Origin of the sequence: Caloramator fervidus (genome assembly GCF_900108045.1) — a bacterium.
GTDB classification, from domain to species: domain Bacteria; phylum Bacillota; class Clostridia; order Clostridiales; family Caloramatoraceae; genus Caloramator; species Caloramator fervidus.
This window is the reverse complement of the sequence record NZ_FNUK01000001.1, coordinates 140,956-167,660: the sequence shown is the minus strand read 5'-3', so window position 1 is coordinate 167,660 and position 26,705 is coordinate 140,956. Positions and strand designations below refer to the sequence as shown.

Sequence of the window (26,705 nt, the reverse complement as noted above, 5' to 3'; positions counted from 1 at the left end):
ATATACTGAAATATGTCAATATATTTTTGTTATTGTTCGTATGTATACGAAATTAATTTTTGTTCATATAACAATATTTCGTTCCATGGTCATCTCACATTATTAACAGGACAAAGCCTTCCACACATAGAACAATACTTATTATTATCTTCTTTATACTTTTTCATTTTTTCCCCATCTATCCCTAACTTAAACATCTTTTCCCAATCCATGTTTGCCCTTGCAATGCTCATTTCAAAATCTCTTTCAAGACACTTTTTAAACCCCTTTGCTAAATTAGCAGAATGAGCAGCCAACTTAAAAGCTATTATCCCCTCTTTAACATCTTCTACATCAGGAAGCCTTAAATGTTCTGCTGGAGTTACATAACATAAAAAGTCAGCTCCATTCAAAGCAGCAATTAAAGCTCCCATAGCTCCTGTTATGTGATCATATCCTGCCCCTATATCAGTTGTCAAAGGACCTAAAACATAAAACGGTGCTCCATGACAAAGTTTCTTTTCAAGGGTCATATTAGCAGCAATTTCATTTGCCCTCATATGTCCTGGCCCTTCTATTATCACTTGAACTCCTTCTTCCCACGCTCTTTTTGTGAGTTCACCTAAATTTATAAGCTCCTCTATTTGAAGGGCATCCGTTGAATCAAATATGCATCCCGGTCTTAAAGAATCTCCAAGACTTAAAGTAACATCATGCTTTTTACAAATCTTTAAAATGTCATCGAAATATTCATATAAAGGATTTTCTTTGTTGTTCTTTATCATCCAATTATAAATCATTCCACCACCGCGAGATACTATTTTCATAATTCTTTTGTTATCTTTAAACCTTTCAATAGCCCTTCTTGTTATTCCTGCATGAAGGGTAAAAAAGTCAACCCCTTCCTCTGCCTGTTTTTCTATAAGTTCTAATATCTGATTTACACTAACCCTTGTAAAATCATCCTGCAAAATAGCCATATCATATATAGGGACTGTTCCTACTATAAAATCATAATTTTTAAGTAAAAATTCCCTAAATTCCCTTGAATTTTTCCCGCTTGATAAATCCATAACGGATTCCACTTCATACCTTTTACAAAGCTCTAATTTTTCAATCTCCTCTTTGAAACTACCACATTCACTTGAAACACCTATATTTACATTTATTTTAACTAAAGTTCCTTCTCCTATTGCAAAATATCTTTTTCTTTTTCTGTTTTTATTTGCAGGAATTACAATCTTTCCCTCAGCTATCCTTTGTAAAAAACTCTTTTCTTCTATATCTTCTATCTCTAAAGCTTTTTTCATCTCATCCGTTAAAATTCCTTTTTTAGCATAATCCCTTTGAGTTTGCACTTTTATCCCTCCAGTAACTTAGCTTGTCCATTATAGCTTTTATTTTTCCTTCTATATCCTCTGATGCAACTATTTCACTTACCATTGCAACACATTTTGCTCCTCTTTTTAAAACTTCCTCTAAATTATCCTCTTTAATTCCACCAATTGAAACAAAGGGTATTTTGCTTTCAGAAACTGCAATATCTAAATATTCATATCCTACAGGATCGCATACATCCTCTTTAGTAAAAGTTTTGAATATAGGACCTACTCCTATATAATCTGCTCCCCTTTTATGAGCATCATGAAGTTGCTCCCTTGAATGAGTTGAAATACCTATTATAAAATCATCCCCTAAAAATTCTCTAACCCTCTCTAGTGGATAATCATCCTGTCCTATGTGAACTCCATCTGCTAAAACCATCTTTGCAATTTCAATATTATCGTTTATTATAAATATGCACCCATAATCTAATGTCATTTGTCTTATCTTTTCACACTCTAAGAGTTTCTCTCTTAGAGTTTTTTTCTTTTCTCTATACTGAATTATTTTAACTCCAGATTTTAACATTTTTTCTACTACCTCTATATTTTTTCTCCCCTTTGATAAAGCTTCTGCTGTAATACAATAAAGGTTGTAATCATTAAAAAGCTTTAGCTTTTCACTTTTCACTTTATCACCATCCTTAAAACTTCATCTGCCTGTAAACTTGCAACAACCATAACCTTAGGAGCTAAGGGTTTAAATTCATATACAGATTTTTGAAAATCCCCAACTATTGAAAAAAACTTACCCCTTTTAATTTTTATATTTTCACAATCTCCAAATCCTGCAATACCACAGGCACAAACAACTTTAATTCCATTTTCAATGCAATATTCAAATATCATTTTCTTATAAATTTCCTTATCAACTGCTTCTATAACTATATCTGCATCTTTTAACAAGTCTAAATTTTTATCAGTTAATTTTAAATCTAAAGTCTTTATGAGAATATCTTTATTAATTTTCATAAGGTTTTCTTTTAAAGCTTCAACTTTTTTGACTCCTATCTGATTTGTATAAAAATCTTGCCTATTTAAATTTTTAAGTTCCACAACATCAAAATCTATTAAAGTTAAATTTAAAAAACCTGTTCTGACTAAAATCCTTGCAACATTAGAACCTAATCCTCCACATCCTACTATAAAAACTTTTGTATTTTCTATTTTTTCTAACTGCTCTTTGGACATATAATTTAATAAAATATTTTTCATATCATCACCCAATTTATAAATTCTGCATTATAGCCTTTAGACCTTATAACTTTTATAATTTCATCTAAACTTCTTTTGTCAGATACTTCAAACTGCCCCAAAGAATCGCTTTCTTTAGAATATCCCCCAACACTAGTTTTAGATTCAGCTGACATTTTTGTAACTCCAAGGCCTATTAAATTATCCCTTAAATCGCTCCTTTCTCTAGTTGAAATATTAATGCCTACATTTTTTAAAAGTAATCTTGTATAAACTATAAATTTTACAAGTTCTAAATCGCTAACCTCTGTATAATCAAAATTCATCCCCTTAAAAGGCCTTATCCTAGGGAAGGATATTGAAAGCTCTATTTTAGGATATTTTTTAAGAAGATACATAGCATGCATAGAAAGCAAAAATACATCTTTTAAATAATCGCTACAAAGACCTAAAAGGCATCCTATATTTACTTCCCTAACTCCAGCTTCAATTGCCCTTTCAATTGCCCAAAGTCTTGCTTTAAAATTCCTCTTTTCCCCTAAAAGATGAACTTTTTTATAAGTATCTAAATCATAGGTTTCTTGATATAAAGTAACTCCTGTCAATCCCTCATTAACAAGCTCCATATAGCCATCTAACGTTAATGGAGAAGTTTCAATCAAAACCTCTGAAAAGTACCTTCTTGCAAGCCTTACAGCATCTTTTAGATGATTAAAACCTTCTTTTGTATTATCCTCACCTGTTAAAATAAGAATGCTTTGAAAACCCCTTTTCTTTAAGGCTTTCATTTCATCTTCTATTTCTTTTATGTTAAGCCTTTTTCTTTTAATTTTGTTAAAACAAGAATATCCACAGTAGATACAACCAGAAGAACAAAAATTAGATATATAAAGGGGAACATATAAAAATATATTTTTGCCAAAATATCTTTCCGTAATATCCTTTGCTTTCCTTGCTGCAATCTCTAAAACATCTAAATCATAACAATTTAAAAGTTTTATATAATCAACTTCTGTTATTTCATCTTTATTTAAAATGTCAATAGCCTCTTTTTTGGACGGCTTCTTTTTATACTCTTCATAAAGATTAACAAATTCATCTAAGTTCATATCAAACACCTCTTAAAAAACCTGTTAAAGGTGATGATGCATCAGCATATTCCTTTTCCTTTAAGATTCCAATTTCATAAGCCTTGCGTCCTGCATCTATTGCCATTTTAAAAGCCTTTGCCATATTAACAGGATCCTTTGCCGTAGCAATAGCAGTGTTTATAAGACAAGCCTCTGCTCCAAGTTCCATAGCCTCTGCTGCATGGGATGGCCTTCCAATTCCAGCATCAACTATAACAGGAATTTTTACCTCACTTATTATAGTCTTTAAAAGCTCTTTAGCAACCAAACCTTTATTCGTCCCAATTGGTGCTCCAAGAGGCATTACAGCACATACCCCAATATCTTCAAGTTTTTTGGAAACTATAAGATCAGGAGATATATAAGGAAAAACTTTAAATCCTTCCTTAACTAGTATTTCGCAGGCCTTTATAGTCTCTTCATTGTCAGGCAAAAGATATTTTGTATCAGCCTCTATCTCTACCTTAACCCAATCTGAATTGGTAAGTTCCCTGCCTATAAGAGCTATTTTTACAGCTTCTTTATGATCTCTTGCCCCTGATGTATTTACCATAATTATGGTATCTTTAGGTATGTAATCTAATATATTTTCTCTTGTAGAATCTTTAGAAGCTCTTCTTACAGCAACAGTAACAACATCTATATCTGCTTCGTTTATAATATCTTTTATAAGTTCATAATTTGGAAGTTTTCCTGTTCCAACAAAAAGTCTTGATTTAATCCTCTTTCCTCCTAAAACAAGGCACAAATTAACCACCTCCTACAAAGGTTACAACTTCTAAATAATCATCTTGTTTTAGAAACACTTCATTCCAAAAATCCTTTTTTACAATTTCTCCATTTAATAGCACCACAACTTTATCTTTATCATACCCCTCCTTTTCTAAAAGCTCTAAAATCGTTCCATTAAAATCAACCTTTTCATCGTTTATAAATGCCATTATCTCCCTCCTAAAAAAAATTGCACTACCCCAGCGCAGTGGTAGTGCAAAAAAGCACTACCCAGCAAAACAGAGTAGTGCTAACTTTCTAACACTTCCCTACGCTGGTATTACCCAGATCAGGTTCAAAGGGTCTAAGGTTTCATCGGACCTTACTCTCAGATGGCCTCATCCATCTCCCCTAGTGTTTGACTTTATTCAATTTTCTAAAAAAATTATATATCAAATAATAATGCTTTGTAAAGCTAAAATTTACTCCCATTCAATAGTAGCAGGTGGTTTGCTTGTTATATCATATACAACTCTATTTACTCCCTTTACCTCATTTACAATCCTTGAAGAAATTTTTGAAAGAACATCATAAGGTATCCTAAACCAATCACAAGTCATACCATCTACGCTTTCAACAGCCCTTAAAACAATGGTATGAGCATATGTTCTTTCATCTCCCATTACTCCAACACTTTTTATATCTGGTAAAACTGCAAAATACTGCCATATACCTTTATCAAGACCAGCTTTTTTTATCTCTTCTCTAAATATAAAATCTGCATGCCTTAATATATTTAATTTCTCCTCTGTAACCTCTCCTAAAACTCTAATTGCAAGTCCAGGTCCTGGAAAAGGTTGTCTTGATATTAACTCTTCAGGTAAAGAAAGCTTTCTTCCAACCTCTCTAACTTCATCCTTAAATAATTCTCTTAATGGCTCTATTAATTTAAACTTTAAATCTTTAGGAAGTCCTCCAACATTATGGTGAGTTTTTATAGTTGCTGAAGTTTTTGTTCCACTTTCTACAACATCAGGATATATTGTACCTTGAACTAAAAATTCTGCACCTTCTATCTTGCTTGAAGCCTCTTCAAAAATCCTTATAAATTCTTCACCTATTATCTTTCTTTTTTTCTCTGGTTCGCAAACACCTTTTAATCTTATTAAAAATCTCTCCTTTGCATCAATCATTATAATATTCATATTAAATTTTTCTTTAAAAATATTGTAAATCTCTTCAGCTTCATTAAGTCTTAAAAAGCCATGATCTACAAATATACATGTCAAATTATCTCCTAATGCTTTATAAGCTAAAACTGCTGCAACTGAAGAATCTACTCCACCTGATAAAGCACAAATAGCCTTTTTATCGCCTACAACTTCCCTTATATGCTTTATTTTTTCATCAATAAAGGAAGACATATTCCAATTTCCTTTTAATTTACAAACATTAAATAAAAAGTTTTTTATAATCTCCCTTCCAAACTGAGTGTGATAAACTTCAGGATGAAATTGAAGTCCATATATCCTTCTTTTTTCATCCTCCATACCTGCAATTTTACAATTATCACTTGAAGCTATTATTTTAAAGCCTTCAGGAAGCTTTACTACTTCATCTGTATGGCTCATCCAACATATGCCTTCTTCCTTTAAACCTTTAAATAATAAAGAACTTACGTCAAATTTAACTAAAGTATTTCCATATTCCCTAACTTTAGCTTTATCTACTTTTCCACCAAGACTTTGAGCAATTAACTGATCTCCATAACAAATACCTAAAATAGGAATACCTAAGGTAAATATTTCAGCATCTACTTTAGGTGAATTCTTTTCATAAACGCTATTAGGCCCACCAGAAAATATTATACCCTTAGGGCTGTTTTGTTTTATTTTTTCTAATGCTTCATCATAAGTAATTATCTCACAAAATACTCCACTTTCTCTAACTCTCCTTGCAATAAGCTGTGAATACTGTCCTCCAAAATCAATTATATATACAAAATCCCTCATAGTATCCTCCTAAAAACAAATTTTTAAAAAGTTAAGTGACTAGCACTATAATTTGGAGCTTCTTTGGTAATTTGTATATCATGAGGATGGCTTTCTCTAAGACCTGCATATGTCTGAACTACAAATACAGCTTTTTGTTGAAGTTCCTTTATATCCTTTGCTCCACAATATCCCATACCTGCTTTCAATCCTCCAACAAGTTGGTATATTACATCGCTTACAGGCCCTTTATATGCAACTCTTCCCTCAACTCCTTCAGGAACAAGCTTTTTAGAGTCTTCTTGAAAATATCTATCCTTGCTTCCTTTTTGCATAGCTCCCAAAGAACCCATACCTCTATAAACTTTATATCTTCTTCCTTGGTATATTTCCTCCTCTCCAGGGCTTTCTTCACATCCTGCAAACAAACTTCCAATCATTACTACGTTAGCTCCTGCCGCAAGAGCCTTTACTATATCCCCTGAATATTTAATACCTCCATCTGCAATTATAGGTACATTATATTTTTCAGCCTCTTTTGCACAATCCATTACAGCTGTAAGCTGTGGAACCCCAACCCCTGCAACAATTCTTGTAGTACAAATAGAGCCTGGACCTATTCCAACCTTTACACAATCAGCTCCTGCAATTATAAGATCTTTTGTTGCCTCAGCTGTTGCAACATTTCCCGCTATTACTTGAAGATCTGGATATTTATTTTTTATATCATATACTGCATCTAAAACTCCCTTTGAATGCCCATGGGCAGTATCTATAACTATAACATCAACGCCTGCTTCATAAAGCGCCTTTACCCTATCCTGCATATCCTTTGAGACTCCAACAGCAGCTCCAACTAAAAGCCTTCCTTTTTCATCTTTTGCTGCATTTGGAAATTTTTCAGCCTTTTCTATATCCTTTATAGTTATAAGCCCTTTTAGATTAAAATCTTCATCTACAAGGGGAAGTTTCTCAATTTTGTGCTTTTTTAAAATTTCTTCTGCCTCCTTTAGGCTTGTCCCAACAGGTGCAGTTATAAGATTATCCTTAGTCATAACCTCCTTTATCTTTTTTGTATAATCCTTTTCAAACCTTATATCCCTATTTGTAATAATGCCAACAAGCTTTTTACCAACAACTATTGGAACTCCTGATATTCTATATTTTGCCATGAGATTATCTGCATCCTGAATTGTATCCTCTGGTGATAAGTAAAAAGGATCTGTAATAACTCCATGTTCTGAACGCTTTACCTTATCAACTTCACAAGCTTGTTCTTCAATAGACATGTTTTTGTGAATAATACCAATTCCGCCTTCCCTTGCTATAGCTATTGCCATTTTTGCTTCAGTTACAGTATCCATTCCTGCACTCATTATCGGAATGTTAAGCTTTATTTTCTTAGTAAGATATGTGGAAACATCAACATCCCTTGGTAAAACATAAGATTTTTGAGGAACTAATAAAACATCATCAAAAGTATAAGCAGTTTTTAAAATCTTTGCCATGTTATCCCCCTTTTCTTATAAAATAAAAAGGCATACTACGAGTAAAGCGTAGTATGCCAAAAAAAGCATATTAAGCCTTACTCATAGTCGGGTAGTTTACGGCCACCCGGTAGAGACTCCAAGGCCATATTCCTTGGATTATATGAGTAGGTAGCTAATTTATTTATTTTTTGATATTATATAATTTTAAAAAAATTTCGTCAAGCTTAATTATTTTTCTAATTGTATTTTTGAATAAACTTCCTTTAAAGGTAAATTATTTTCCTTTGCAATTTTCTTTAAATCCTCAAACTCAGGAGATATATTTACAACTTCCCCTTTATATTTTGAAATTTTAAATTTTACCGTTCCAAAGTTAGTATTAACCTTTTCTATTTGCCTTTGAAGTTCATATCTTTTTATATCAAATCTTCTTATTCCTATGGTAGTAGTTTCTTTAAAGATTGTTTCAACTATATTTTCCTCATCTTCTACTTTTGTAATAACCGACATAACAATCCCTGGCCTATTTTTTTTCATATAAACAGGCGTAAAATAAACATCAAGAGCTCCTACCTCAAACAATTTATCCATAACATAACCATAAATTTGAGGATTCATATCATCTATGGTTGTTTCAAGTAAAACAACATCATCTTTGTTTTCTTCTCCAAGAACAACCCTTAAAACATTAGGTTTTTCACTATTTATCTTACCACACCCATATCCAACAGCTTTTACCTTCATGTTAAAACCTTCAACAAATTCGCTACAAAGCCCCTTTAAAATTGCAGCCCCTGTAGGAGTTGTAAGTTCAAATTTTCTTTCATCAGAATATATATATACATCCTTTAAAATATTTAAAGTTGCAGGAGCTGGAACAGGCAAAATTCCATGTTGACACTTTACAAACCCACTTCCTGTATTTACATAAGAGGATATTATCTTATCAGGTTTTAGATAATCTATACAAATAGCCACTCCTACGATATCAATTATTGAATCAACTGCTCCAACCTCATGGAAATGAACTTCTTCTATATTTTGGCCATGTACTTTAGCCTCTGCTTCTGCTAATATTTTAAATATTTTTTTAGAAATTCTTTTTATATTATCATTTAAACTACTTTCATCAATAAGCTTTACTATATCAACATAATGTCTTTCATGTTTTTGCTCTTTTATATAAACATAAAAATCAGTTCCCTCAATTCCATTTTTAATACTTTTTTTAATTTCAATTTCATATTCATCATCTATATTAAGCTTCTTTAGGTTTTCTAAAAAATAATCCTTAGGAACACCAACATCCAAAAGAGCACCAACTGCCATATCTCCACTTATTCCTGAGAAACAATCGAAATAAAGTATCATTTTATCACTCCATTTCCTGAAAATCCTTTATTAATTAAAGAAGCTATATATCCTGCACCAAAACCATTATCTATATTTACAACAGAAATTCCTGCCGCACAGGAATTTAACATAGTAAGAAGTGCAGAAAGTCCTTTAAAATTTGCACCATATCCAATGCTTGTTGGAACAGCAATAACAGGAACATCTACAAGCCCTGCAATAACAGAGGGAAGAGCCCCCTCCATTCCAGCAACTGCAACTATGCAGTTTGCGTTTTTTATTTTATCAAGGTTCAAAAAAAGCCTATGTATTCCTGCAACTCCTACATCATAAACTCTTACAACGTTATTTCCAAAAGTTTCAAGGGTTACTGCTGCTTCTTCTGCAACAGGAATATCTGCTGTCCCTCCAGTTACTACTGCCACTTTCCCAACTTTTTCATTTTCCTTAGGGTTTATAACCAATATTCTTGCAAGTTCATTATATATCATTTTATCCGATATATGTTTTATTTTTTCATAAGTATCTTTACTCATTCTAGTTGCAATAGCAGTAATTTCTCTTTTTATCATATCTAAAAGTATATGCTTAAGATGTTCTATATCTTTGCCCTCTGTAAAAATCACCTCAGGATATCCAACTCTTAAGGCCCTATGATAATCAAGCTTTGCAAAATCTAAATCTTTAAAGGGGATATCCTTAAATTTTTCTAAAGCAGAATCTATATCCAAATACCCCTCTTTTACTTTTATTAGAATATCCCTTAAAGTTTCCCTATCCATCATTCTACCTCCATATTTAAGCTTCCCATTTTATATCCTGAAAGGTCTAATGATACATATTTGAATCCTATATCCTTTAATGCTTTTTCAACTTCATTTATCATTTTTACATCAAAAAACCTAACAATATCTTCCTTTAAAACTTCTATTCTTGCTAAATCTTTATGGCACCTTACTCTAACATTTTTAAATCCTTTATCTAACAAGAATTTTTCTGCATCATCTATCATCTTAAGCTTTATTTTATTTAACTCTTCGCCATGTGGTATCCTTGTTGCAAGACAAGAAAAAGAAGGTTTATTATAAAACTTAAGCCCCATATCCTTAGCTAAAGACCTTATTTCCTCTTTTGTAAGACCTGCCATTAAAAGAGGGCTTTTTATTTTAAGTTCCTCTACTGCCTTAAGTCCTGGCCTGTAATCCTTTAAATCATCAAGATTAGTTCCATCAACAACATAATTTATGCCAATTTCATTTGAAAGACTAACAAGCTTTGAAAATACACTCCTTTTGCATATATAACATCTATCAACAGGATTGTTTTTAAATCCTTCAACTTCCTTTAAAGGGTCAAACTTAATTTCTATATGTTCAACCCCTAACTCTTTTGCCAACTGCCTTGCTTCTTCTATTTCCCAAGAAGGATATATATAAGAAACTGCCGTTGCAGCTAAAACTCTACTTTTTAATACATCTCTTGCAACTTTTAAAAGGAATGAACTATCAACTCCACCTGAAAAAGCTACTAAGACACTTTCCATATCACTTAGTATATCCTTTAACTTTTCTAACTTACTATATTTATCCATTTAAAATCCCCCTTAAAAACCCTTTTCTATTTTATTATATATTTTACTTTAAAAACCCTCAACCAAATTTGCCTAGCCTTATAAGACAACTTTAAAACAATCATATTTTAAAAACAAGTAAAATATTAAATATAACCACTACAATTCCTATACACCAAAGCAAGATTTTGAAAATTAAATTATTTTCATACTCCCCCATGATTTTTTTTGATGATGTTAAGTATATAACAAGAAATACAGTAAAAGGAAGTTGCAAGCTTAAAATTATTTGAGATATAACAAGTCCTTTAAAAGTATTTTTAATAAAAAATATTATAAATAAAGAAACTAAAAAGGTGCTTATAATTCCTATTTTAGTCTCCTTTTGCTTAACATTATATGTCTTTTTAAAAAGACCTGAATATATAACACCTCCTGAAATGCCTGCTGTAATACTGGATGATAGACCTGAAAATAAAAGAGCTAGTGCAAAAACAAAGGAGGCAGCTTCTCCTAAAATAGGTTTTAAAAGAACCTTAGCCTGCTCTAATTTTTCAACTCCAATCCCATTTTCAAAAAAAGCTGTAGCAGCAACTATTATCATGGCACTATTTATTGCCCATCCTATTATCATAGAAAATAATGTATCTAAAAACTCAAAAGTTATTTGTTTTTTGAAGATTTCTTTATTATATAAATTAAAATTCTTATTTTGAATTATCTCCGAATGCAAAAACAAATTATGGGGCATAACAACAGCGCCAAGAACACTCATTATAATAGGAATAGAATCTTTAGGGAAAGACGGGCATACCCAACCTAAAGCTGCACTTTTCCATTCAATATCCACTAAAGCAAGTTCAAATATAAAACAAAATCCTATTAAAGATACAAAACAAATTATCCATTTTTCTAGTTTATTGTAAGAATTTGTGTATATCATAATAAAAGAAATCACGGAAATTATAAAGGCTCCTAATTTAAAATTAATATTAAAAAGCATATTCAAAGCTATAGCTCCTCCCAATATTTCCGCAAGAGCTGTTGAAATTGAAGCTAAAAAGGCCCCTATCAATATAAACTTACTTAGGTAAGGATTAAGATAGCAAGTTGCTGCTTCAGATAGACTTTTTCCTGTTACTATGCCAAATTTTGCAGCAGAATGTTGTAAAATTATAAGCATTATAGTTGACAAAGTAACCATCCAAAGAAGCTTGTATCCATAATAGGAACCCGCAGCAACATTTGACGCCCAATTGCCAGGATCTATAAAACCTACAGTTATTAAAAGACCTGGACCTACATATTTAATAAAATCCTTAACCACTACTATTTCCCCCAGATACAATCCTTACAGTATATAATATACTTTTATATTAAAATTTGATAATTATGTATCATATTTTTGCTTTAAAACATATATTTATTTTATTGTAAGCAATTTAAAATTGGGGGTTTTTATGTATCAAATACCAATGTGTCCTTTTATGCATCTAAATCCATATATGCCAAATACAATGATGCCTATGATGCCTATGATGCCCTTGCTTCCAACTATAATAGACCTTGAAGAAACTGAAGATGAAAGAAGTCCTGAAATGACTAAGGTTGATGAGATACTTAAAAAAATTGAAAAAAACGATCCTCAAATATTTGCAATATTAAGATCATATGGGATACCACTACCTACAGCCAGAAGAATCGTAAGAAGAATTATAAGGTTAACCCTTATGTATTCAAAATAAGCCAGGCAAAAGCCTGGCTATATATATATCTCCTTTTCATAATATTCTATAGTTCCCCTGTAAATAGCTCTTATTATAAAATCAGGGCTATCTATTGAAAAATCTTTTATATCTGAATTTATAACCTTTTTTAAAATAGGCAATATTTGAATCCCATAAAGTTCCATGCACTCTAGAGGTTTTACTCCAGGCCAAGCATTACAACTTACTACTATTCTTCTATTTTTTGTATTAACCTCTTTTGGAATTTTATCATATTCTTCATCATCAGGATAAAAAACAAATTTATCTAGGCTTCCTGTTGGTATGCCTTCTATAGCTTTAACTTGGATAGGATTTGTATCTGTAAGATACGGATCTGCAGTTAAATCTAAAATTATAGCATGGGGCTTCATATACCCTATAAGTTCATTTTTTATTATATATTTTGTAGGGTCCCTCCTTGTAGTAGCATCTACAAGAATATCACACCCTTTTAAAACTTTTATAAGCTCTTCTTCATCCTCTGTTATATTTCTTGGAATCATCTCAACTAAAACTCCCTTTGCTCCTATAGTATTTATCTTATCTTCTATCTCCTTTACATATCCAAAATGTCCTGCTGCTTTAGCCGCATAAAGCCCTACCATTCCCATTCCCATAATAGCAACATTTATAGGATCTCTATCCTTGGAATAAAAGCTTTTCATTGACTTTTCTAACTCTTTAAAGGCTACCTCCATACCATAAAAAGCTGTTCCTTTATAGTTTACTACCATTCTTTCTAAAAAATCATTTCTTACAGAATCAAGGGATATTGAATATATACCCTTTTCTTTTAACCTTTCTACTCTAGTTGGCCTTGTTGGATAATGAAGCATGCTTATCAAAATGCTTCCCTGCTTCATATAATCCAATTCATAAAATTCAGGTGCTCTTAGCACAACAACTATATCTTTTTTGTAACATTCCTTATTAGTAGTAAACTTTATATTAGGATTCGCCTTTATATAATCTTCTTCCTTAAATCCAAGACAACTTCCATATCCATATTCTAGATATATCTCTGCCTTTTCATCCCTTAAAGCTTTAAAAAAATTAGGTGTAAAATCTCTTCTTTCATTTTTCTCTTTGTGCATCCTTGGGAAACCTAAAGCCTTCATAATATCCCTCCTTTTGTTGACATAAAAGATATAATTTGATATCTTAAATTAATAAAAAGGGGGATACATATGAATATACTTGAAAAAATTAAAGAAGAAGGCTTTCAATTTTACTTATCAATAGATTGTGAAGGACCAAATTTTGATAAAAATCTAATCAAAAACATAAACAATATGGAAAAATTCTTAAAACTTTGCACATTAAACAACATATACACAATACTTTTTATAACTCCTAAATTTGCAAAAACGTTATATGAACTTAATCTAGTTGATACCATAAAAAAATATAAAGTAATTTTTGGACTTCACATTCATCCTGAAGATCTCCCTGATAAAATAATAGAAAAATGTCCCTTTATAAATCCTAAAATAGAACTTATATCTGACTACCCCTTCGAAGAACAAAAACAGATTATTCTTAACTGTATAGATTATTTAACAGAACATGGAATAAGTCCAATTGAAGCATATAGAGGCGGATATTTTTCTATGAATGACGATACCCAAAGGGTTTTAAAAAATTATACAAATATTAAATGGGAATCCCATAACATATATAGAAAACAATACAATGTTACTAAGCATTTAATTGAATCAATTCCTGTATACGCAAAAAGCAATACATATGAATTAAGACTTGAATATTTTGATATTGAAACTCTTAAAGATATGCTAATAAACGCAATAAAAAACAAAGATAAGGTAGTAGCAATAACTCATAGCTACCTCTTTGACGAAAACGACTTTCACTACAAAAGGGATAACATAAAAGAGCCAATATATTTTAGACTTCAAAAACTTATAGATGTTATAAAATCCCTCGGCTAAAAGCCGAGGGATTTATTTTAATACATATCTGCCATTCCGCCTGGCATTCCGCTTTCTTTCTTTTCTGGTATATCTGCAACAACAGCTTCAGTTGTCAAGAAAGTAGCAGCAACTGACGCAGCGTTTTGAAGAGCTGATCTTGTAACCTTAGTTGGGTCAACTATACCAGCTTCTATCATGTTTATATATCTTTCATGTAATGCGTCAAATCCTATACCTTTTTCGCTTGCCTTAACCTTTTCAACAACTACAGCACCATCAAATCCAGCATTTTCAGCTATTTGTCTTAGTGGCTCTTCAAGAGCTCTCTTAACGATGCTTATACCAACCTTAACATCTGGTTCAGTTTCTTTTGCTTCAAGTTCAGCAACAGCTGGTATTACATTTATAAATGCTGTTCCACCACCTGGAACTATACCTTCTTCTACTGCTGCCTTTGTAGCATTTAGAGCGTCTTCTATTCTTAGTTTCTTTTCTTTTAATTCTGTTTCAGTTGCAGCACCAACTTTTATAACTGCAACTCCACCAGCAAGTTTTGCAAGTCTTTCTTGTAATTTTTCTCTATCGAAATCTGAAGTAGTTTCTTCAATTTGAGCCTTGATTTGAGCAATTCTTGCCTTAATTGCATCCTTGTCGCCTTTTCCGTTAACTATAGTTGTAGTTTCCTTTGTAACTTTTACTCTTTCTGCACGACCAAGCATTGTTATATCAGCATCTCTTAAATCTCTTCCAAGCTCTTCTGAAATTACTTGACCACCAGTTAATATAGCTATATCTTGAAGCATTTCTTTTCTTCTATCACCAAATCCTGGAGCCTTAACTGCAACACAAGTGAATGTTCCTCTAAGCTTATTAACAACAAGTGTTGCTAAAGCTTCACCTTCAACATCTTCAGCTATTATAAGTAGTTTTCTTCCTTGTTGAACTATTTGTTCAAGTATTGGAAGTAAGTCTTGGATATTTGAAATCTTCTTGTCAGTTATAAGTATATATGGATCATCTAAAACAGCTTCCATCTTTTCAGCATCAGTTACCATATATGGGCTTATATATCCTCTATCGAATTGCATACCTTCAACAACTTCAAGTTCTGTTCCCATTGTCTTTGATTCTTCAACAGTTATAACTCCTTCGTTTCCTACCTTTTCCATAGCATCTGCTATAAGTTGTCCTATTTCTTCATCAGCAGCTGAAATTGCAGCAACTCTTGCTATATCTTCTCTTCCCTTTACTTGTTGTGAAATCTTCTTTATTTCTTCTACTGCAACATCAACAGCTTTTTTAATACCGTTTCTTACAAGCATTGGATTAGCACCAGCTGTAACGTTCTTTAAACCTTCTCTTATTATTGCTTGTGCAAGTAAAGTTGCTGTTGTAGTTCCGTCACCTGCAACATCGTTAGTCTTTGTCGCAACTTCCTTAACAAGTTGAGCACCCATGTTTTCATATGGGTCTTGAAGTTCTATTTCCCTTGCTATTGAAACACCATCGTTTGTTATAAGTGGTGCACCAAATTTCTTATCAAGAACAACATTTCTTCCCTTTGGTCCTAATGTAATCTTTACAGTATTAGCAAGCTTATCAACGCCTCTTTGCATCGCTCTTCTTGCTTCTTCACCAAATAATATTTCCTTAGCCATCTCAATCACCCCTTCTTAACAAATTATTCTACAACCGCAAGAATGTCGTTTAGGTTTAATATTGTATATTCTTCTCCATCAATCTTTACTTCATTTCCTGCATATTTTGAGAATATAACTTTATCTCCAACATTTAATACAACCTTATCATCCTTGTTTACATCTGGACCAATTGCAATAACCTCAGCCATTTGTGGCTTTTCCTTAGCACTTCCTGGTAAAACTATACCGCTCTTTGTAGTTTCTTCAGCTTCAATCTTCTTAATAACAACTCTGTCGCCAAGTGGTCTAAGCTTCATCGATACCCCTCCTTGTTTATCTTTATTTAAATGACCATTATTTACTATGTAATCTTGTTAGCACTCACTTTGCATGAGTGCTAATCACACTTTTAATATTAAAGAATTGGAATAATATTATCAAATTTCTATTATTGCGGTATTTAATTAAATTTTGCTTGTATTACAAAATAAACTCAAATACCTTTCTATTTCATTCAATTTCTTCATCTTTTACGCAATTTATAGGAAAATTTTTTAAAATTTATATAGAATTGCTTGTTTCCCTAGCATAATAAAAAAGATATTGCTGAGCAAAACCTGCTAAACCTCCAAACTTATTTTTTCCAAATTGTCTAATTTTTAAAAGGCTAACATCCGGAGCCAAATAAAACTTTTGCATAATCCTTTTTACCCAAACATCTACAGGAAAAGCATCAAATTTTTGCATAGAAAAAAGAAGAATACAGTCAGCAACCTTAGGCCCTACCCCTTTAAACTCTAAAAGCTTCTTGTAGGCATTTTCTGTATCCAATTTTTCTATATCATCTAAGTTTATATTTTCATCAATTATCTTTTTTACAGCTTCATGTATGTAAAAAGCTCTAAATCCTACACCACATTCCTTTAAGTCTTTTTCAGAAGCTAATGATAATTCTTCTACCGTAGGAAAAGAATAAAACTCCATATCATTAAACACTATTTTTTGGCCAAATTTTTTAGAAATATTATCAACAGCTCTTTTTATCATTGGAATTCTATTATTAGCTGAAATAATAAAAGATATAAGGGTTTCAAAGGGCTCTTGTTTTAATATTCTAATTCCATATCCATATTTTATAGCTTCAGCTAAAACTTTATCCTTGCTTAGTTCTTTTTTGATTTTTCCATAATCTCTATCAATATCGAAGTATTTCCTCCAAAAGTTTTGATCCTCCTTTTTTGCCCCTTCTATGTAAACATCATTTCCCTCTTTATAAACAAAAACAGCCTTTTTTGATACAACCCCTATATATCCGTTTTTATACCTATTCCACCTAAAACACTGGCCACACTCAAAAACATGCTGAAGCTCAAAATCCTGAGCATCTTTTATAACAATTCCCCTTTCGTATTCCTTTACCTCCACATTACCACCCCTTTAAATATTATACCCAAAAAAATAAGCCGGTTAACCCGGCTTATTTAAGCTTAGACTTTATAACATCCCATATAATTTTACTTTCCCATCCTAAGCACCAAGCTCCTAAACCTTTTAATTTATACTGATTTAAAAGATCTAATCTCCAAGCCATTGAAGTTTCATCTTCAAGCCAAGCTATATACTTGTAACCATCCTTATAATAAACTGCAACATTTTGCTTTGATTTTTCATCAAAATATACTTGTCCATTATTTTCTGATACTAAATTTAAAACCTTTTCAGTAGACATAGCCTGTGAAGATAAAACAACATTAGAACTATCAACTTTATAAAGTCTTACATAAAAAGGAACTCCAAGAATTAATTTTTCCCTTGGTATTCCTAAGTTTAAAAATTCTTCAATAGATATTTTAACCCAAGGATAAGACCCTACAGAACCTGGAGTTTTTGATTTTTCCGTATATTCATCATAGGCCATTAAAATCATATAATCAACATGATTTATCAATTCCTTTCTATCATACCATCTTGACCAAGTATCAGAGGTAGATATCTTTGTAACATCAACAGAAACAGTCAAGTTATATTTTTTAAGCTCTCTGGATAAGTCCCTTACAAAAGCTGTAAATAAATCCTTGTTTTTTATTCCTAAGGCTTCAAAATCTATGTTTATACCATCAACATCATAATTTTTAGCATAAGTTACAATTTTATTTATTATTTTACTTCTCAAAGAAGGATTAGTAAAAACAACATAAGCCCTTTCGGAATTAAATTCAGCAAACCTTGGCCAAACCTCATAACCATTTTTATGAGCCCTTTTAACATATTCTAAATCTGCATTATCCTCAACATCAATTGTTGAAGGATTTTTATAGTCTCCAACTATATCAAACCAAGTAGGAGATAAAACGTTTAAACCCAAAGAAGAAGATTTTATATTAACATAATCTGAAGGTTCATCATAAGTGTAAGGATTTCTTGACTTGTTATATATATACTGCCATGCTAAAGAAATCTTATTATAAGGTTCAATATTTAAAATTTCTACATAATCTTTATGAACAAAGCCCCTTAAACTTCCAAAAGATATTTTATAATAATCCCCCTCAACACCTAAAATTTTATAAGTCCTTCCTTTTTCTAAAAGCCTGTCACTTAAAGTTCCATCAGTTTCTTTTAACAAATATACATCTTCTTTTATTTTTAAATATCTTCCTACTAAAACGCTGTCATTTCTATTTACTTGAAAAACACCAACATAATCCTTTAAAACATAACCTTTATTTGTTTTTAAAAATTTTCCCTTTGAACCTATAATCGTTATAATATTTCCCTTATAATATCTTCCTACAACTTTACTATTTAAACTTGGACTCTGCCTTATGTTTAAAACATCGGCCTTAACAATAGCTTTGTAAGGCTTAAATGAATCAAAAACCTTAATAAACTTAGAACTATTGTATATATATCCTTTATTAGTTTTTAAAAAACTACCATTTCTACCTAAAACAGTTACAATCGAGCCCTTTTTATACTTCCCAACAACTTTTGATTTTAAACTTGGTAAACTGCGGATGTTTATATCAGAAATAATTTTAACTTGATATGGTTTAAAATATGAAGCATTAACCCTGAGATTAAAATTGGTTACAAAAATAAGTAAAACAACAAAAAAACTAACTACTCTTTTCATAACCATCCCCCTGTAACAAAATTCGACATCTTGTATAAAATTATAAAAAAAGCTGGACGTTTGTCAACGTCCAGTTTTTCCCTTAAAAAGTTCAGCCTCATTAAGCCTATAACTCAACGTTAAAAGGCTTTCGCTTAAATGAACGTTTTCAACAATAACATCTTCGGGAACACTTAAATCAGTTGGAGCAAAGTTCCATATTCCTTTTACTCCACATCTTACAAATATATCTGCTATCTTTTGAGCCTGTTCCTTAGGAACACATATAATTCCTATATCTATGTGATTATTCTTTAAAAAATTCTCTAGATTGTCAACATCTTGAATTACTATGTCCCTTATGCTAATTCCTATAAGCTTTGGGTTTCTGTCAAAAATTCCTTTTAAATGAAATCCTAATTTTTCAAAATTTGTATAATTTGCAATAGCTTGACCTATGTTACCTGCTCCAACTATTACGGTATTATAAGTTCTTGTAAGACCTAAAATTTTTCCTATTTCTTCATATAAAAACCTCACATTATAGCCATACCCTTGCTGTCCAAAATCTCCAAAATTATTAAGGTCTTGTCTTATCTGCGATGCTGTAAAGCCTATTCTGTCAGCAAGCTCCTTTGAAGAAATCCTTTCAACATCATTCCTTAAAAGTTCACCAAGGTATCTGTAATATTTAGGGAGCCTTTTTATAACTGCCATTGATATTATAGTTTTTTTTGGCATACAATCACCTAACCTATTGATTATAATTTAACATACTTTTCTAAAAATATTTACTTTTCCTAATAAATTATACAGCAAACTCTTCATTTTGAAAAGTTACCTCTTCCAAAGCTTTTTTTAAATCTTCTATTGAAAAAGGTTTTTGTATTACATAATCAATAAAAGCAAGATCTTCATCTTTAAGCTTTCCAACCCATCCAGTCATTAAAATAAAGTAGATACTGCTTTTTGACTTTACCCTTTTGGCAACCTCAACTCCAGAAACATCCGGCATTGCAAGGTCACACATTACAACATCAAAATCCTTTAAATCTAATTTATCTATTTCTTTAGCATCTAATATGGTTACACAATTATGTCCAAGAATACTTAACATTTCAGATACAACATTAGCAACCTGAACTTGGTCATCTATAATTAATATATTTAAACTTTTACTATCTTTAATATTTAAGTCATTATCAGTATAAATTAAATCACCTTCTTTTTTAGGAAATTTTATAATAAACTCTGTTCCTACGTTTTCTTTACTTTTTACTTCTATAAATCCATTCATAGAAGATATTATGTTATATACAATATGAAGTCCTAAACCATTTCCTCTTTCATTCTTAGTTGTAAAAAAGGGCTCAAATATTCTAGATAAAACTTCCTTACTCATACCTACTCCATTGTCTTTAACTTTAACCACAACAAATTTATCCTCATTAAAAGATGTAATCTCAACTTTTCCCCCATAAGGCATAGCATCAATAGAGTTTGAAATTAAATTAATAAATATTTCTCTAACCTCAGTTGCTATACCTTCAACATAAGCTCCCGAATTTAAATTTAAAACAATATCTATCTTTTTATCCTCAACTTGTGCTTCATAAGCCCACTTTGGTTTAGTTATTTCAACAGAATAAATTATAGCCTTATCTAAATCAACTAACTCCAAAGTTTTCCTTTTCTTCTTTGAAAAATCTTGAATTCTTCTTACAATCTTTGCCCCATCCTTTGCGCTTTCTTCAATCATGCTTATATATTTTAAAAGCTCTTTGTCTTGAATTTTATCCTTAAGCACCTGAACATATCCAAGAATTGGAGTTAAAATATTGTTAAACTCGTGGGCTATTCCACCCGTTAACTCTCCTAAAGCTTGTAATTTGCTTGATAAAAACATCCTTTCTTGTATCTTTTTATAGTTTTTAAATTGCAAAAGTATTTTTGCAACCGCTTGACATACTTTATATAAAAATTCAACATTTTCACTTAAAGCGCTATTTATATCCTTTGAAGCAAGCCACAAGTACCCGAAATTAAAATCATTATATTTTATAGGGATAACTGCACAGGAATAAACATTATACTTTGTAAAAACTTTTTTATAATCATCATTCAAATCATTAAAGTCAACCAAAACATATTTAAGCTTATCAAAATACTCTGCAACTTTAACCTTAATATCACTTGAGTAATACAGCTCAATTATTTCTTCTGGAAGGTTATATGCCACAATATCGCTGTGGCCATCTTCTAAACACAAGTCAACAAAACCAAAGGATGCATAGTTAGTGCTACAGATATATTTTAAAGTAGTCTCTACTATTTCCCTTTCATCTTTTTTATAAGATATTTCTGTTGCTAAATCGCTTATAAAACCAAATATTTTACTTTCCCTTACAGATTTTTCTCTGCGTTTTAAGAAAGTATAGACTATACCTAAAGTTTCTTCATAGGAAAAGTTTACAATATCTTTATTATGAACAAAAACTTCGTTTATGACTTTATATATAAAATTAGGATTTAAATGCATTATTGCAAAAAATCCATCAACCCCAAATTTATCTATATCATAAATAGACAAAGCAGAAATAGGATATGTTTTAAATATACTATCTAATTTTTTTTCGTACTGATACAAAACATCTTCTATATATTCGCTTTCAAAAAAACATGATCTATCCGCTACAATAGCTACCCCAGAAAAACCTTCCTTTAAAGCATCTTGAATAATATCAACCAAAATTTGAGTATTAACATATACTTTTTTATCCACAAAATAATCATAAGCATTATCAATAACAAGCCTTTTGCTTTCTATCAACTCTTTAATGTTGTATCCACATTGTCCTAAGAAAAACTCAAGTTCTCCAATATTCTGCTCATGCCTGTAAAATATGCACTTTTTGTTATTCCTTAAAGCCCAATTAAAATAAAGGGCAATAATATCCATTGCATTGTCGTCATCAGAGGAAATAAGATTATACCTAACTCCGTCTTTAAAATACTTGTAAAGCTCCATATTTTCCTCCCATTCAACTTAGTTCTACATTTATTTTAATGTCTTATAAGTTTATTAATCAATAGTTAATAATTAAATTGATTAAAATTTTTAAATATTTTGCATTATCCACATTATCCACATACTTATCCACATTAACTGTATAGAATTTTAAATACTTGTCCACGTTTATCCACATACTCTAGAACAAAGAATTAAAAACTTGTCCACAAAATCCAACAAATTTTCAACATTTTTTCTACAATCTTTCCCCAATCTTTAAATTAGGATAAGCATTTAAACTTAAATTCGACTTTCTTCCCTTTTTATAGGCAAAATATCCACTTGAGGCTATCATAGCTGCGTTATCTGTACATAAAATATTTGAAGGGTAGTAAAAATTAAATCCATATTTTTCACAAAGCCTTTCAAGTTCTTTTCTAAGTCTAGAATTAGCCGCAACTCCTCCTGCCAATGCCACATTTTTTATTTTTAACTTTTTAGCTGCCCAAATAGTTTTATCTGCTAAAACTTCCACAACTGCCCTTTGAAAGCTTGCCGCAACATCTTCCTTTTTTACTTGAATTCCCTGCATTTTCATTTTATTTAAATAATTTAATACAGCTGATTTTAAACCGCTAAATGAAAAATCAAAGGAATATTCCTCTAAATAAGCTTTTGGAAAATCAATGGCATTTTCATCTCCTAACTTTGAAATCTTATCTATCAAAGGCCCTCCAGGATATCCCAAATCTAGAGCTCTTGCTACCTTATCAAAAGCTTCCCCTGCCGCATCATCCCTTGTTTTTCCTAATATATCATACTCATCATAATCCTTTACATGAACAAGATGAGTATGTCCTCCTGATACTACTAAACATAAAAATGGAGGAGTTAATTGCTTGTGTTCTATGTAATTTGCACAAATATGTCCCTCGATATGATTTACCCCTATAAAAGGCTTTTTAGTTGAAAAAGCCAATCCCTTTGCATAAGATAGACCAACAAGCAAAGCCCCTACTAAACCTGGTCCATAGGTTGCTGCTACAAGATCTATATCATCTATTTTAACTCCTGCAGAATTTAAAGCCTCATCAACCACTGCACTAATTATTTCCACATGTTTTCTTGAGGCAACTTCAGGAACAACTCCTCCAAATTTTTTATGTATATCCACCTGTGAAAATATAATATTAGATAATACATCTCTTCCATTTAAAACCACGGCAGCTGATGTTTCATCACAGCTTGTTTCAATACCAAGGGTTAAAAATTTTTCCATTTTAACCGCTCCTTTAGTTTATATAATATAATTTATTCTAAAATAATTCTACACATTTCGTCAAAAAATAATTATTTTTTACAAAAACTTAACACACAAAATTTAAAATGATGATATAATATAAATTGCGACAACAACCCCAACTTATAAAAACCCCAACCCATTTACCCATAACCCCGGGATCCCCCCGGTTTTTTTTTATCCATTTTTAAACGTTTATTATTTCAACATTACTTAATGCATCTTCAATCAAACCTTTAACATCTAACGCCTCTTCTGATTTTTGAATATTTTCAAGTTTTGGTCTTGTCTTTGGATGTTTTGGAACAAAAATTGTGCAGCAATCTTCATAAGGAAGAATTGAAATATCATATGTTCCCACTTTTCTTGCAATATCCATTATCTCAACTTTATCCATGCCAACAAGAGGTCTAAATACAGGCATTGAAACAACGCTGTTTGTAACAAACATGCTTTCTAAAGTTTGACTTGCAACCTGTCCTAAACTTTCACCTGTTGCAAGACAAAGAGCACCTTCTTTTTTCGCTATTTCCTCGGCAATACTCATCATAAATCTTCTCATTATTATAGTTAATTCATCTTCTCTACATTTTTCTATTATTTCCATCTGTATTTTTGTAAAAGGAACGACATAAAGTTTAAACGAACCTGTATATTCAGCTAACTTTTTTGCAAGGCTTATAACCTTTTCCTTTGCCCTTTCACTAGTATAAGGATGGCTGTGATAATATACTCCAATTATTTCAAGTCCCCTCTTTGCAAGCATATATCCTGCAACAGGGCTATCTATTCCCCCAGATAACAATAATACACCTTTTCCTGCGCTTTTATATGGCATTCCACCTTGACCTTCTAAAAAGTTTGAATAAATATATACTTCATTTCTTACCTCTACCATAAGAGTAACATCAGGATTGTGAACATCAACAGAAATTCCCTTTATGTTCTTTAATATAGCTCCTCCAATTTTTCTTGAAAGCTCTAGAGAGTTTAATGGAAAAGACTTATCCTGCCTTTTGCATTCAACTTTAAAAGTTTTAAATTCAATGTTTTTCATATGTTCAACAGCTGCTAAAGCAATTTTTTCAACATCCTTTTCAACAACTGTAGCTTCAGCAACTCCTAAAACTCCAAATACCTTTCTTACCTTATCTATAACATCCTCTGAATAGTTTTCTATTATAATTCTTCCAGATTCTTTAATTAATTTAGCTTCCTTTCCTATTCTTTGTTTTATATTCTTTATCAAAATATCTTCAAAGTATTTTCTATTTAACCCCTTTAACGTTATTTCACTTGAATATTTTACTAAAAGCTTTTTCATTTTTTTACCCTCCTTAAAATCTTAAGTAAACTTTTTAAAACATCTATCGTTTTATCAACTTCCTCTAATTCATTCATATGAGAAAAACTAAATCTTATAGTTCCTTCAACCTCTCTTTGATTTAACCCTATCGCCGGAAGAACATAATTTTGTCCTACTCTCTTTGCTGAACAAGCTGAACCTGTTGAAACATAAATTTCATAATCTTCAAGGGCATGAAGAAGAACTTCCCCTCTTACTCCTAAAAACGATACACTAAGTATATTATCTATATGTTTATCATCTTGAGGACTGTTTATTCTGACGTCTTGGATTTCTGATAACCTCTCAATAAAATATCTTTTTATATCTTTAACCTTTTTCATATTTTCTTCAATGTGATTATAAGCAATATACGCAGCAACTCCAAATCCTGAAATTCCAGGAACATTCTCAGTTCCAGACCTTAAATCCTTCTCTTGTCCTCCTCCGGTTAAAAGGGATTTTAGCTTTAAATCCTTTCTTACAAACAAAGCTCCAACTCCCTTAGGTCCATGAATTTTATGAGCACTTAAGGATAAAAAGTCAACATCCAACTTTTTTACATCTATTTTTATCTTTCCAAAGGCCTGAACAGCATCAAAATGAATTCTAGCTTTTTTACTTTTATTTCTTACTATCCTTACTATATCCTCAACAGGCTGAATAGATCCTATTTCGTTATTTACATACATGATAGTTACAAGCCTTGTGTTATCTTTAATCGAATTTTCAAGTTCTTTCAAATCTACTATTCCATCCCTATCAACCTTAAGATATGTAACTTCAACCCCCTCTTCTTCAAGCTGTTTTAAAGCTTCTTTTACGCTTTTATGTTCAATTGATGAAGTTATAACATGGTCCCCTTTTTTTAGCAATCCCTTTAAAACCGTATTATTAGCCTCCGTTCCTCCTGAGGTAAAATATATTTCATAAGGTTCAGCATTTAAAAGCTTTGCAACCCTTTCTCTTGCTGTATTTAGCTTTTTTTCTGCGTCTATGCCAAGCCTGTGGGCTGAAGAAGGATTTCCAAAGCTATTTGTAAGACAATCTACAACCTCATCAACCACTTCTTTATAAGGCTTTGTTGTTGCACTATTATCAAAATATATCATATGCAATCCTCCTTAATAATTTAATTAAATAAATAATCCCTAATAAAATCGGCTGATGAATTAAATATATAACCAAAGATTTCTGGCTTATATATTCTATAAAGCCTATTTTAATTTTAAAAAGTGTTTTTCCTTTTTCATAAAAATTTTTATAAATTATAATGCCAAGTATATATATAGAAATATAAGGAAATATAGGAAAATAATCAATAGAAGAAAAACCTTTGTAATACAAGCCAAAGGGTAAAAACAAGAAAGTATTAATAGTAATTTTTTTAAACAATAAACTTAGATAAAGTGAAACAAAGGATAAAATCAATAAAACGATACTGTTAATATTATAAAGAAAAGGATAAATCATCATACATAAACCTAAAAAATGCAGTATCCCAAACCTCACATATTCTTCTTTTAAAAAAATAAATGTAAAAAATGTAACTACCAGTCCCCAAGCAAAAGTTTTAATTCCTCGCTTTATATTATTTTTGCTAAATCCACTTGATATGCCTGAAACTAATATAAACAAAAAAGATGCTGTTTTACCTATAAAAGTCCATCCCAGTCCTTCAAAATTTATATATTTGCCTAAATAATATTGAACATCATATGCTAAGTGATATAAAATCATAAGAAAAATAGCAATAAAACGCAACAAATCTATCTCAAAAATTCTTTTTTTCATG

At 31.1% G+C, this 26,705-nt stretch carries 25 protein-coding genes and 2 riboswitches; of the genes, 2 read left to right on the top strand and 23 right to left on the bottom strand.

Annotated features, from left to right (window positions below; all coding sequences use genetic code 11):
* Positions 1–89: 89 nt before the first annotated feature.
* From thiC to C4R78_RS00830, 12 genes are all read right to left on the bottom strand, one after another.
* A complete protein-coding gene (gene thiC, locus C4R78_RS00885; RefSeq protein ID WP_207654256.1) occupies positions 90–1,343 on the bottom strand; it encodes a phosphomethylpyrimidine synthase ThiC in 1,254 nt (417 codons plus the stop codon).
* Positions 1,312–1,992 carry a thiamine phosphate synthase gene (gene thiE / locus C4R78_RS00880; protein WP_103895204.1) on the bottom strand — a complete coding sequence of 227 codons (681 nt, stop codon included), beginning with the start codon at positions 1,990–1,992 and terminating at the stop codon, positions 1,312–1,314. The genes thiC and thiE overlap by 32 nt, the downstream gene beginning before the upstream one ends.
* Positions 1,989–2,576: a sulfur carrier protein ThiS adenylyltransferase ThiF gene (gene thiF, locus C4R78_RS00875; RefSeq protein ID WP_103895203.1), complete on the bottom strand. Its 588-nt coding sequence runs from the start codon at positions 2,574–2,576 to the stop codon at positions 1,989–1,991. Before thiF ends, thiE begins: the two co-directional genes overlap by 4 nt.
* Positions 2,573–3,664 carry a 2-iminoacetate synthase ThiH gene (thiH, locus tag C4R78_RS00870; protein ID WP_103895202.1) on the bottom strand — a complete coding sequence of 364 codons (1,092 nt, stop codon included), beginning with the start codon at positions 3,662–3,664 and terminating at the stop codon, positions 2,573–2,575. The genes thiF and thiH overlap by 4 nt, the downstream gene beginning before the upstream one ends.
* A gap of 1 nt (position 3,665) precedes the next feature.
* A complete protein-coding gene (locus tag C4R78_RS00865; protein WP_103895201.1) occupies positions 3,666–4,433 on the bottom strand; it encodes a thiazole synthase in 768 nt (255 codons plus the stop codon).
* Between the two features lies 1 nt (position 4,434).
* Positions 4,435–4,626 (bottom strand): sulfur carrier protein ThiS, encoded by a 192-nt coding sequence (gene thiS / locus C4R78_RS00860; RefSeq protein ID WP_103895200.1) that lies wholly within the window; start codon positions 4,624–4,626, stop codon positions 4,435–4,437.
* A 79-nt stretch (positions 4,627–4,705) separates the two neighbouring features.
* Positions 4,706–4,819: riboswitch (TPP riboswitch) on the bottom strand.
* A gap of 59 nt (positions 4,820–4,878) precedes the next feature.
* Complete coding sequence (gene guaA, locus C4R78_RS00855) at positions 4,879–6,408, bottom strand: glutamine-hydrolyzing GMP synthase (protein WP_103895199.1); 1,530 nt, start codon at positions 6,406–6,408, stop codon at positions 4,879–4,881.
* A gap of 23 nt (positions 6,409–6,431) precedes the next feature.
* Entirely contained in the window at positions 6,432–7,895 is a 1,464-nt protein-coding gene (gene guaB, locus C4R78_RS00850) for an IMP dehydrogenase (RefSeq protein ID WP_103895198.1), read from the bottom strand.
* A 64-nt stretch (positions 7,896–7,959) separates the two neighbouring features.
* A riboswitch (purine riboswitch) is annotated at positions 7,960–8,061 on the bottom strand.
* 44 nt (positions 8,062–8,105) lie between these two features.
* Positions 8,106–9,248: a nickel pincer cofactor biosynthesis protein LarC gene (gene larC, locus C4R78_RS00845; RefSeq protein WP_103895197.1), complete on the bottom strand. Its 1,143-nt coding sequence runs from the start codon at positions 9,246–9,248 to the stop codon at positions 8,106–8,108.
* On the bottom strand, positions 9,245–10,012 hold the full coding sequence (gene larB / locus C4R78_RS00840) for a nickel pincer cofactor biosynthesis protein LarB (protein WP_103895196.1): 768 nt from the start codon (positions 10,010–10,012) through the stop codon (positions 9,245–9,247). Before larB ends, larC begins: the two co-directional genes overlap by 4 nt.
* Complete coding sequence (gene larE / locus C4R78_RS00835; RefSeq protein WP_103895195.1) at positions 10,012–10,821, bottom strand: ATP-dependent sacrificial sulfur transferase LarE; 810 nt, start codon at positions 10,819–10,821, stop codon at positions 10,012–10,014. The genes larB and larE overlap by 1 nt, the downstream gene beginning before the upstream one ends.
* Positions 10,822–10,921: 100 nt before the next feature.
* Positions 10,922–12,127, bottom strand: a complete 1,206-nt coding sequence (locus C4R78_RS00830; protein ID WP_103895194.1) for an Nramp family divalent metal transporter — start codon at positions 12,125–12,127, stop codon at positions 10,922–10,924.
* 133 nt (positions 12,128–12,260) lie between these two features.
* Between C4R78_RS00830 and C4R78_RS00825 the strand changes: the two genes are divergently transcribed.
* Entirely contained in the window at positions 12,261–12,545 is a 285-nt protein-coding gene (locus tag C4R78_RS00825; protein ID WP_103895193.1) for a hypothetical protein, read from the top strand.
* A 17-nt stretch (positions 12,546–12,562) separates the two neighbouring features.
* Here C4R78_RS00825 and C4R78_RS00820 read toward each other — a convergent pair whose 3' ends face one another.
* Positions 12,563–13,687: a Rossmann-fold NAD(P)-binding domain-containing protein gene (locus C4R78_RS00820; RefSeq protein WP_103895192.1), complete on the bottom strand. Its 1,125-nt coding sequence runs from the start codon at positions 13,685–13,687 to the stop codon at positions 12,563–12,565.
* A gap of 69 nt (positions 13,688–13,756) precedes the next feature.
* On the opposite strand from C4R78_RS00820, the gene C4R78_RS00815 reads away from it, so the two are divergent.
* Positions 13,757–14,518, top strand: coding sequence for a polysaccharide deacetylase family protein (locus C4R78_RS00815; protein WP_103895191.1), 762 nt, complete (start codon positions 13,757–13,759; stop codon positions 14,516–14,518).
* Between the two features lie 17 nt (positions 14,519–14,535).
* On the opposite strand, the gene groL is transcribed toward C4R78_RS00815, so the two are convergent.
* From groL to C4R78_RS00765, 10 genes are all read right to left on the bottom strand, one after another.
* Positions 14,536–16,158 (bottom strand): chaperonin GroEL, encoded by a 1,623-nt coding sequence (groL, locus tag C4R78_RS00810; RefSeq protein WP_103895190.1) that lies wholly within the window; start codon positions 16,156–16,158, stop codon positions 14,536–14,538.
* Between the two features lie 23 nt (positions 16,159–16,181).
* Positions 16,182–16,457, bottom strand: coding sequence for a co-chaperone GroES (locus tag C4R78_RS00805; protein ID WP_103895189.1), 276 nt, complete (start codon positions 16,455–16,457; stop codon positions 16,182–16,184).
* A gap of 244 nt (positions 16,458–16,701) precedes the next feature.
* Entirely contained in the window at positions 16,702–17,565 is an 864-nt protein-coding gene (locus tag C4R78_RS00800) for a DNA-3-methyladenine glycosylase family protein (RefSeq protein ID WP_103895188.1), read from the bottom strand.
* Between the two features lie 52 nt (positions 17,566–17,617).
* The gene (locus C4R78_RS00795) at positions 17,618–19,276 is read right to left on the bottom strand and encodes a glycosyl hydrolase family 18 protein (protein ID WP_159945762.1); all 1,659 of its coding nucleotides are present in this window, start codon (positions 19,274–19,276) and stop codon (positions 17,618–17,620) included.
* Between the two features lie 63 nt (positions 19,277–19,339).
* Positions 19,340–19,996: a redox-sensing transcriptional repressor Rex gene (locus C4R78_RS00790; RefSeq protein ID WP_103895186.1), complete on the bottom strand. Its 657-nt coding sequence runs from the start codon at positions 19,994–19,996 to the stop codon at positions 19,340–19,342.
* A 67-nt stretch (positions 19,997–20,063) separates the two neighbouring features.
* On the bottom strand, positions 20,064–22,283 hold the full coding sequence (locus C4R78_RS00785) for an ATP-binding protein (RefSeq protein WP_103895185.1): 2,220 nt from the start codon (positions 22,281–22,283) through the stop codon (positions 20,064–20,066).
* A 238-nt stretch (positions 22,284–22,521) separates the two neighbouring features.
* Positions 22,522–23,544 carry a tRNA (adenosine(37)-N6)-threonylcarbamoyltransferase complex transferase subunit TsaD gene (gene tsaD, locus C4R78_RS00780; protein ID WP_103895184.1) on the bottom strand — a complete coding sequence of 341 codons (1,023 nt, stop codon included), beginning with the start codon at positions 23,542–23,544 and terminating at the stop codon, positions 22,522–22,524.
* A 208-nt stretch (positions 23,545–23,752) separates the two neighbouring features.
* Positions 23,753–24,889 carry a tRNA uracil 4-sulfurtransferase ThiI gene (gene thiI, locus C4R78_RS00775; RefSeq protein ID WP_103895183.1) on the bottom strand — a complete coding sequence of 379 codons (1,137 nt, stop codon included), beginning with the start codon at positions 24,887–24,889 and terminating at the stop codon, positions 23,753–23,755.
* Positions 24,886–26,022, bottom strand: coding sequence for a cysteine desulfurase family protein (locus tag C4R78_RS00770; RefSeq protein ID WP_103895182.1), 1,137 nt, complete (start codon positions 26,020–26,022; stop codon positions 24,886–24,888). Before C4R78_RS00770 ends, thiI begins: the two co-directional genes overlap by 4 nt.
* A complete protein-coding gene (locus C4R78_RS00765; RefSeq protein WP_159945761.1) occupies positions 26,009–26,704 on the bottom strand; it encodes a heparan-alpha-glucosaminide N-acetyltransferase in 696 nt (231 codons plus the stop codon). Before C4R78_RS00765 ends, C4R78_RS00770 begins: the two co-directional genes overlap by 14 nt.
* Position 26,705: the final 1 nt, after the last annotated feature.

Coding starts and splice junctions, on each gene's coding strand:
- larE (WP_103895195.1), bottom strand. CDS start 10,821: ATGGATAAATATAGTAAGTTAGAAAAGTTAAAGGATATACTAAGTGAT.
- larC (WP_103895197.1), bottom strand. CDS start 9,248: ATGATACTTTATTTCGATTGTTTCTCAGGAATAAGTGGAGATATGGCA.
- C4R78_RS00815 (WP_103895191.1), top strand. CDS start 13,757: ATGAATATACTTGAAAAAATTAAAGAAGAAGGCTTTCAATTTTACTTA.
- thiH (WP_103895202.1), bottom strand. CDS start 3,664: ATGAACTTAGATGAATTTGTTAATCTTTATGAAGAGTATAAAAAGAAG.
- guaA (WP_103895199.1), bottom strand. CDS start 6,408: ATGAGGGATTTTGTATATATAATTGATTTTGGAGGACAGTATTCACAG.
- C4R78_RS00790 (WP_103895186.1), bottom strand. CDS start 19,996: ATGCCAAAAAAAACTATAATATCAATGGCAGTTATAAAAAGGCTCCCT.
- C4R78_RS00785 (WP_103895185.1), bottom strand. CDS start 22,283: ATGGAGCTTTACAAGTATTTTAAAGACGGAGTTAGGTATAATCTTATT.
- C4R78_RS00795 (WP_159945762.1), bottom strand. CDS start 19,276: ATGAAAAGAGTAGTTAGTTTTTTTGTTGTTTTACTTATTTTTGTAACC.
- thiF (WP_103895203.1), bottom strand. CDS start 2,576: ATGAAAAATATTTTATTAAATTATATGTCCAAAGAGCAGTTAGAAAAA.
- guaB (WP_103895198.1), bottom strand. CDS start 7,895: ATGGCAAAGATTTTAAAAACTGCTTATACTTTTGATGATGTTTTATTA.
- C4R78_RS00770 (WP_103895182.1), bottom strand. CDS start 26,022: ATGATATATTTTGATAATAGTGCAACAACAAAGCCTTATAAAGAAGTG.
- thiI (WP_103895183.1), bottom strand. CDS start 24,889: ATGAAAAAGCTTTTAGTAAAATATTCAAGTGAAATAACGTTAAAGGGG.
- larB (WP_103895196.1), bottom strand. CDS start 10,012: ATGGATAGGGAAACTTTAAGGGATATTCTAATAAAAGTAAAAGAGGGG.
- tsaD (WP_103895184.1), bottom strand. CDS start 23,544: ATGGAAAAATTTTTAACCCTTGGTATTGAAACAAGCTGTGATGAAACA.
- C4R78_RS00825 (WP_103895193.1), top strand. CDS start 12,261: ATGTATCAAATACCAATGTGTCCTTTTATGCATCTAAATCCATATATG.
- C4R78_RS00820 (WP_103895192.1), bottom strand. CDS start 13,687: ATGAAGGCTTTAGGTTTCCCAAGGATGCACAAAGAGAAAAATGAAAGA.
- C4R78_RS00765 (WP_159945761.1), bottom strand. CDS start 26,704: ATGAAAAAAAGAATTTTTGAGATAGATTTGTTGCGTTTTATTGCTATT.
- thiS (WP_103895200.1), bottom strand. CDS start 4,626: ATGGCATTTATAAACGATGAAAAGGTTGATTTTAATGGAACGATTTTA.
- groL (WP_103895190.1), bottom strand. CDS start 16,158: ATGGCTAAGGAAATATTATTTGGTGAAGAAGCAAGAAGAGCGATGCAA.
- C4R78_RS00805 (WP_103895189.1), bottom strand. CDS start 16,457: ATGAAGCTTAGACCACTTGGCGACAGAGTTGTTATTAAGAAGATTGAA.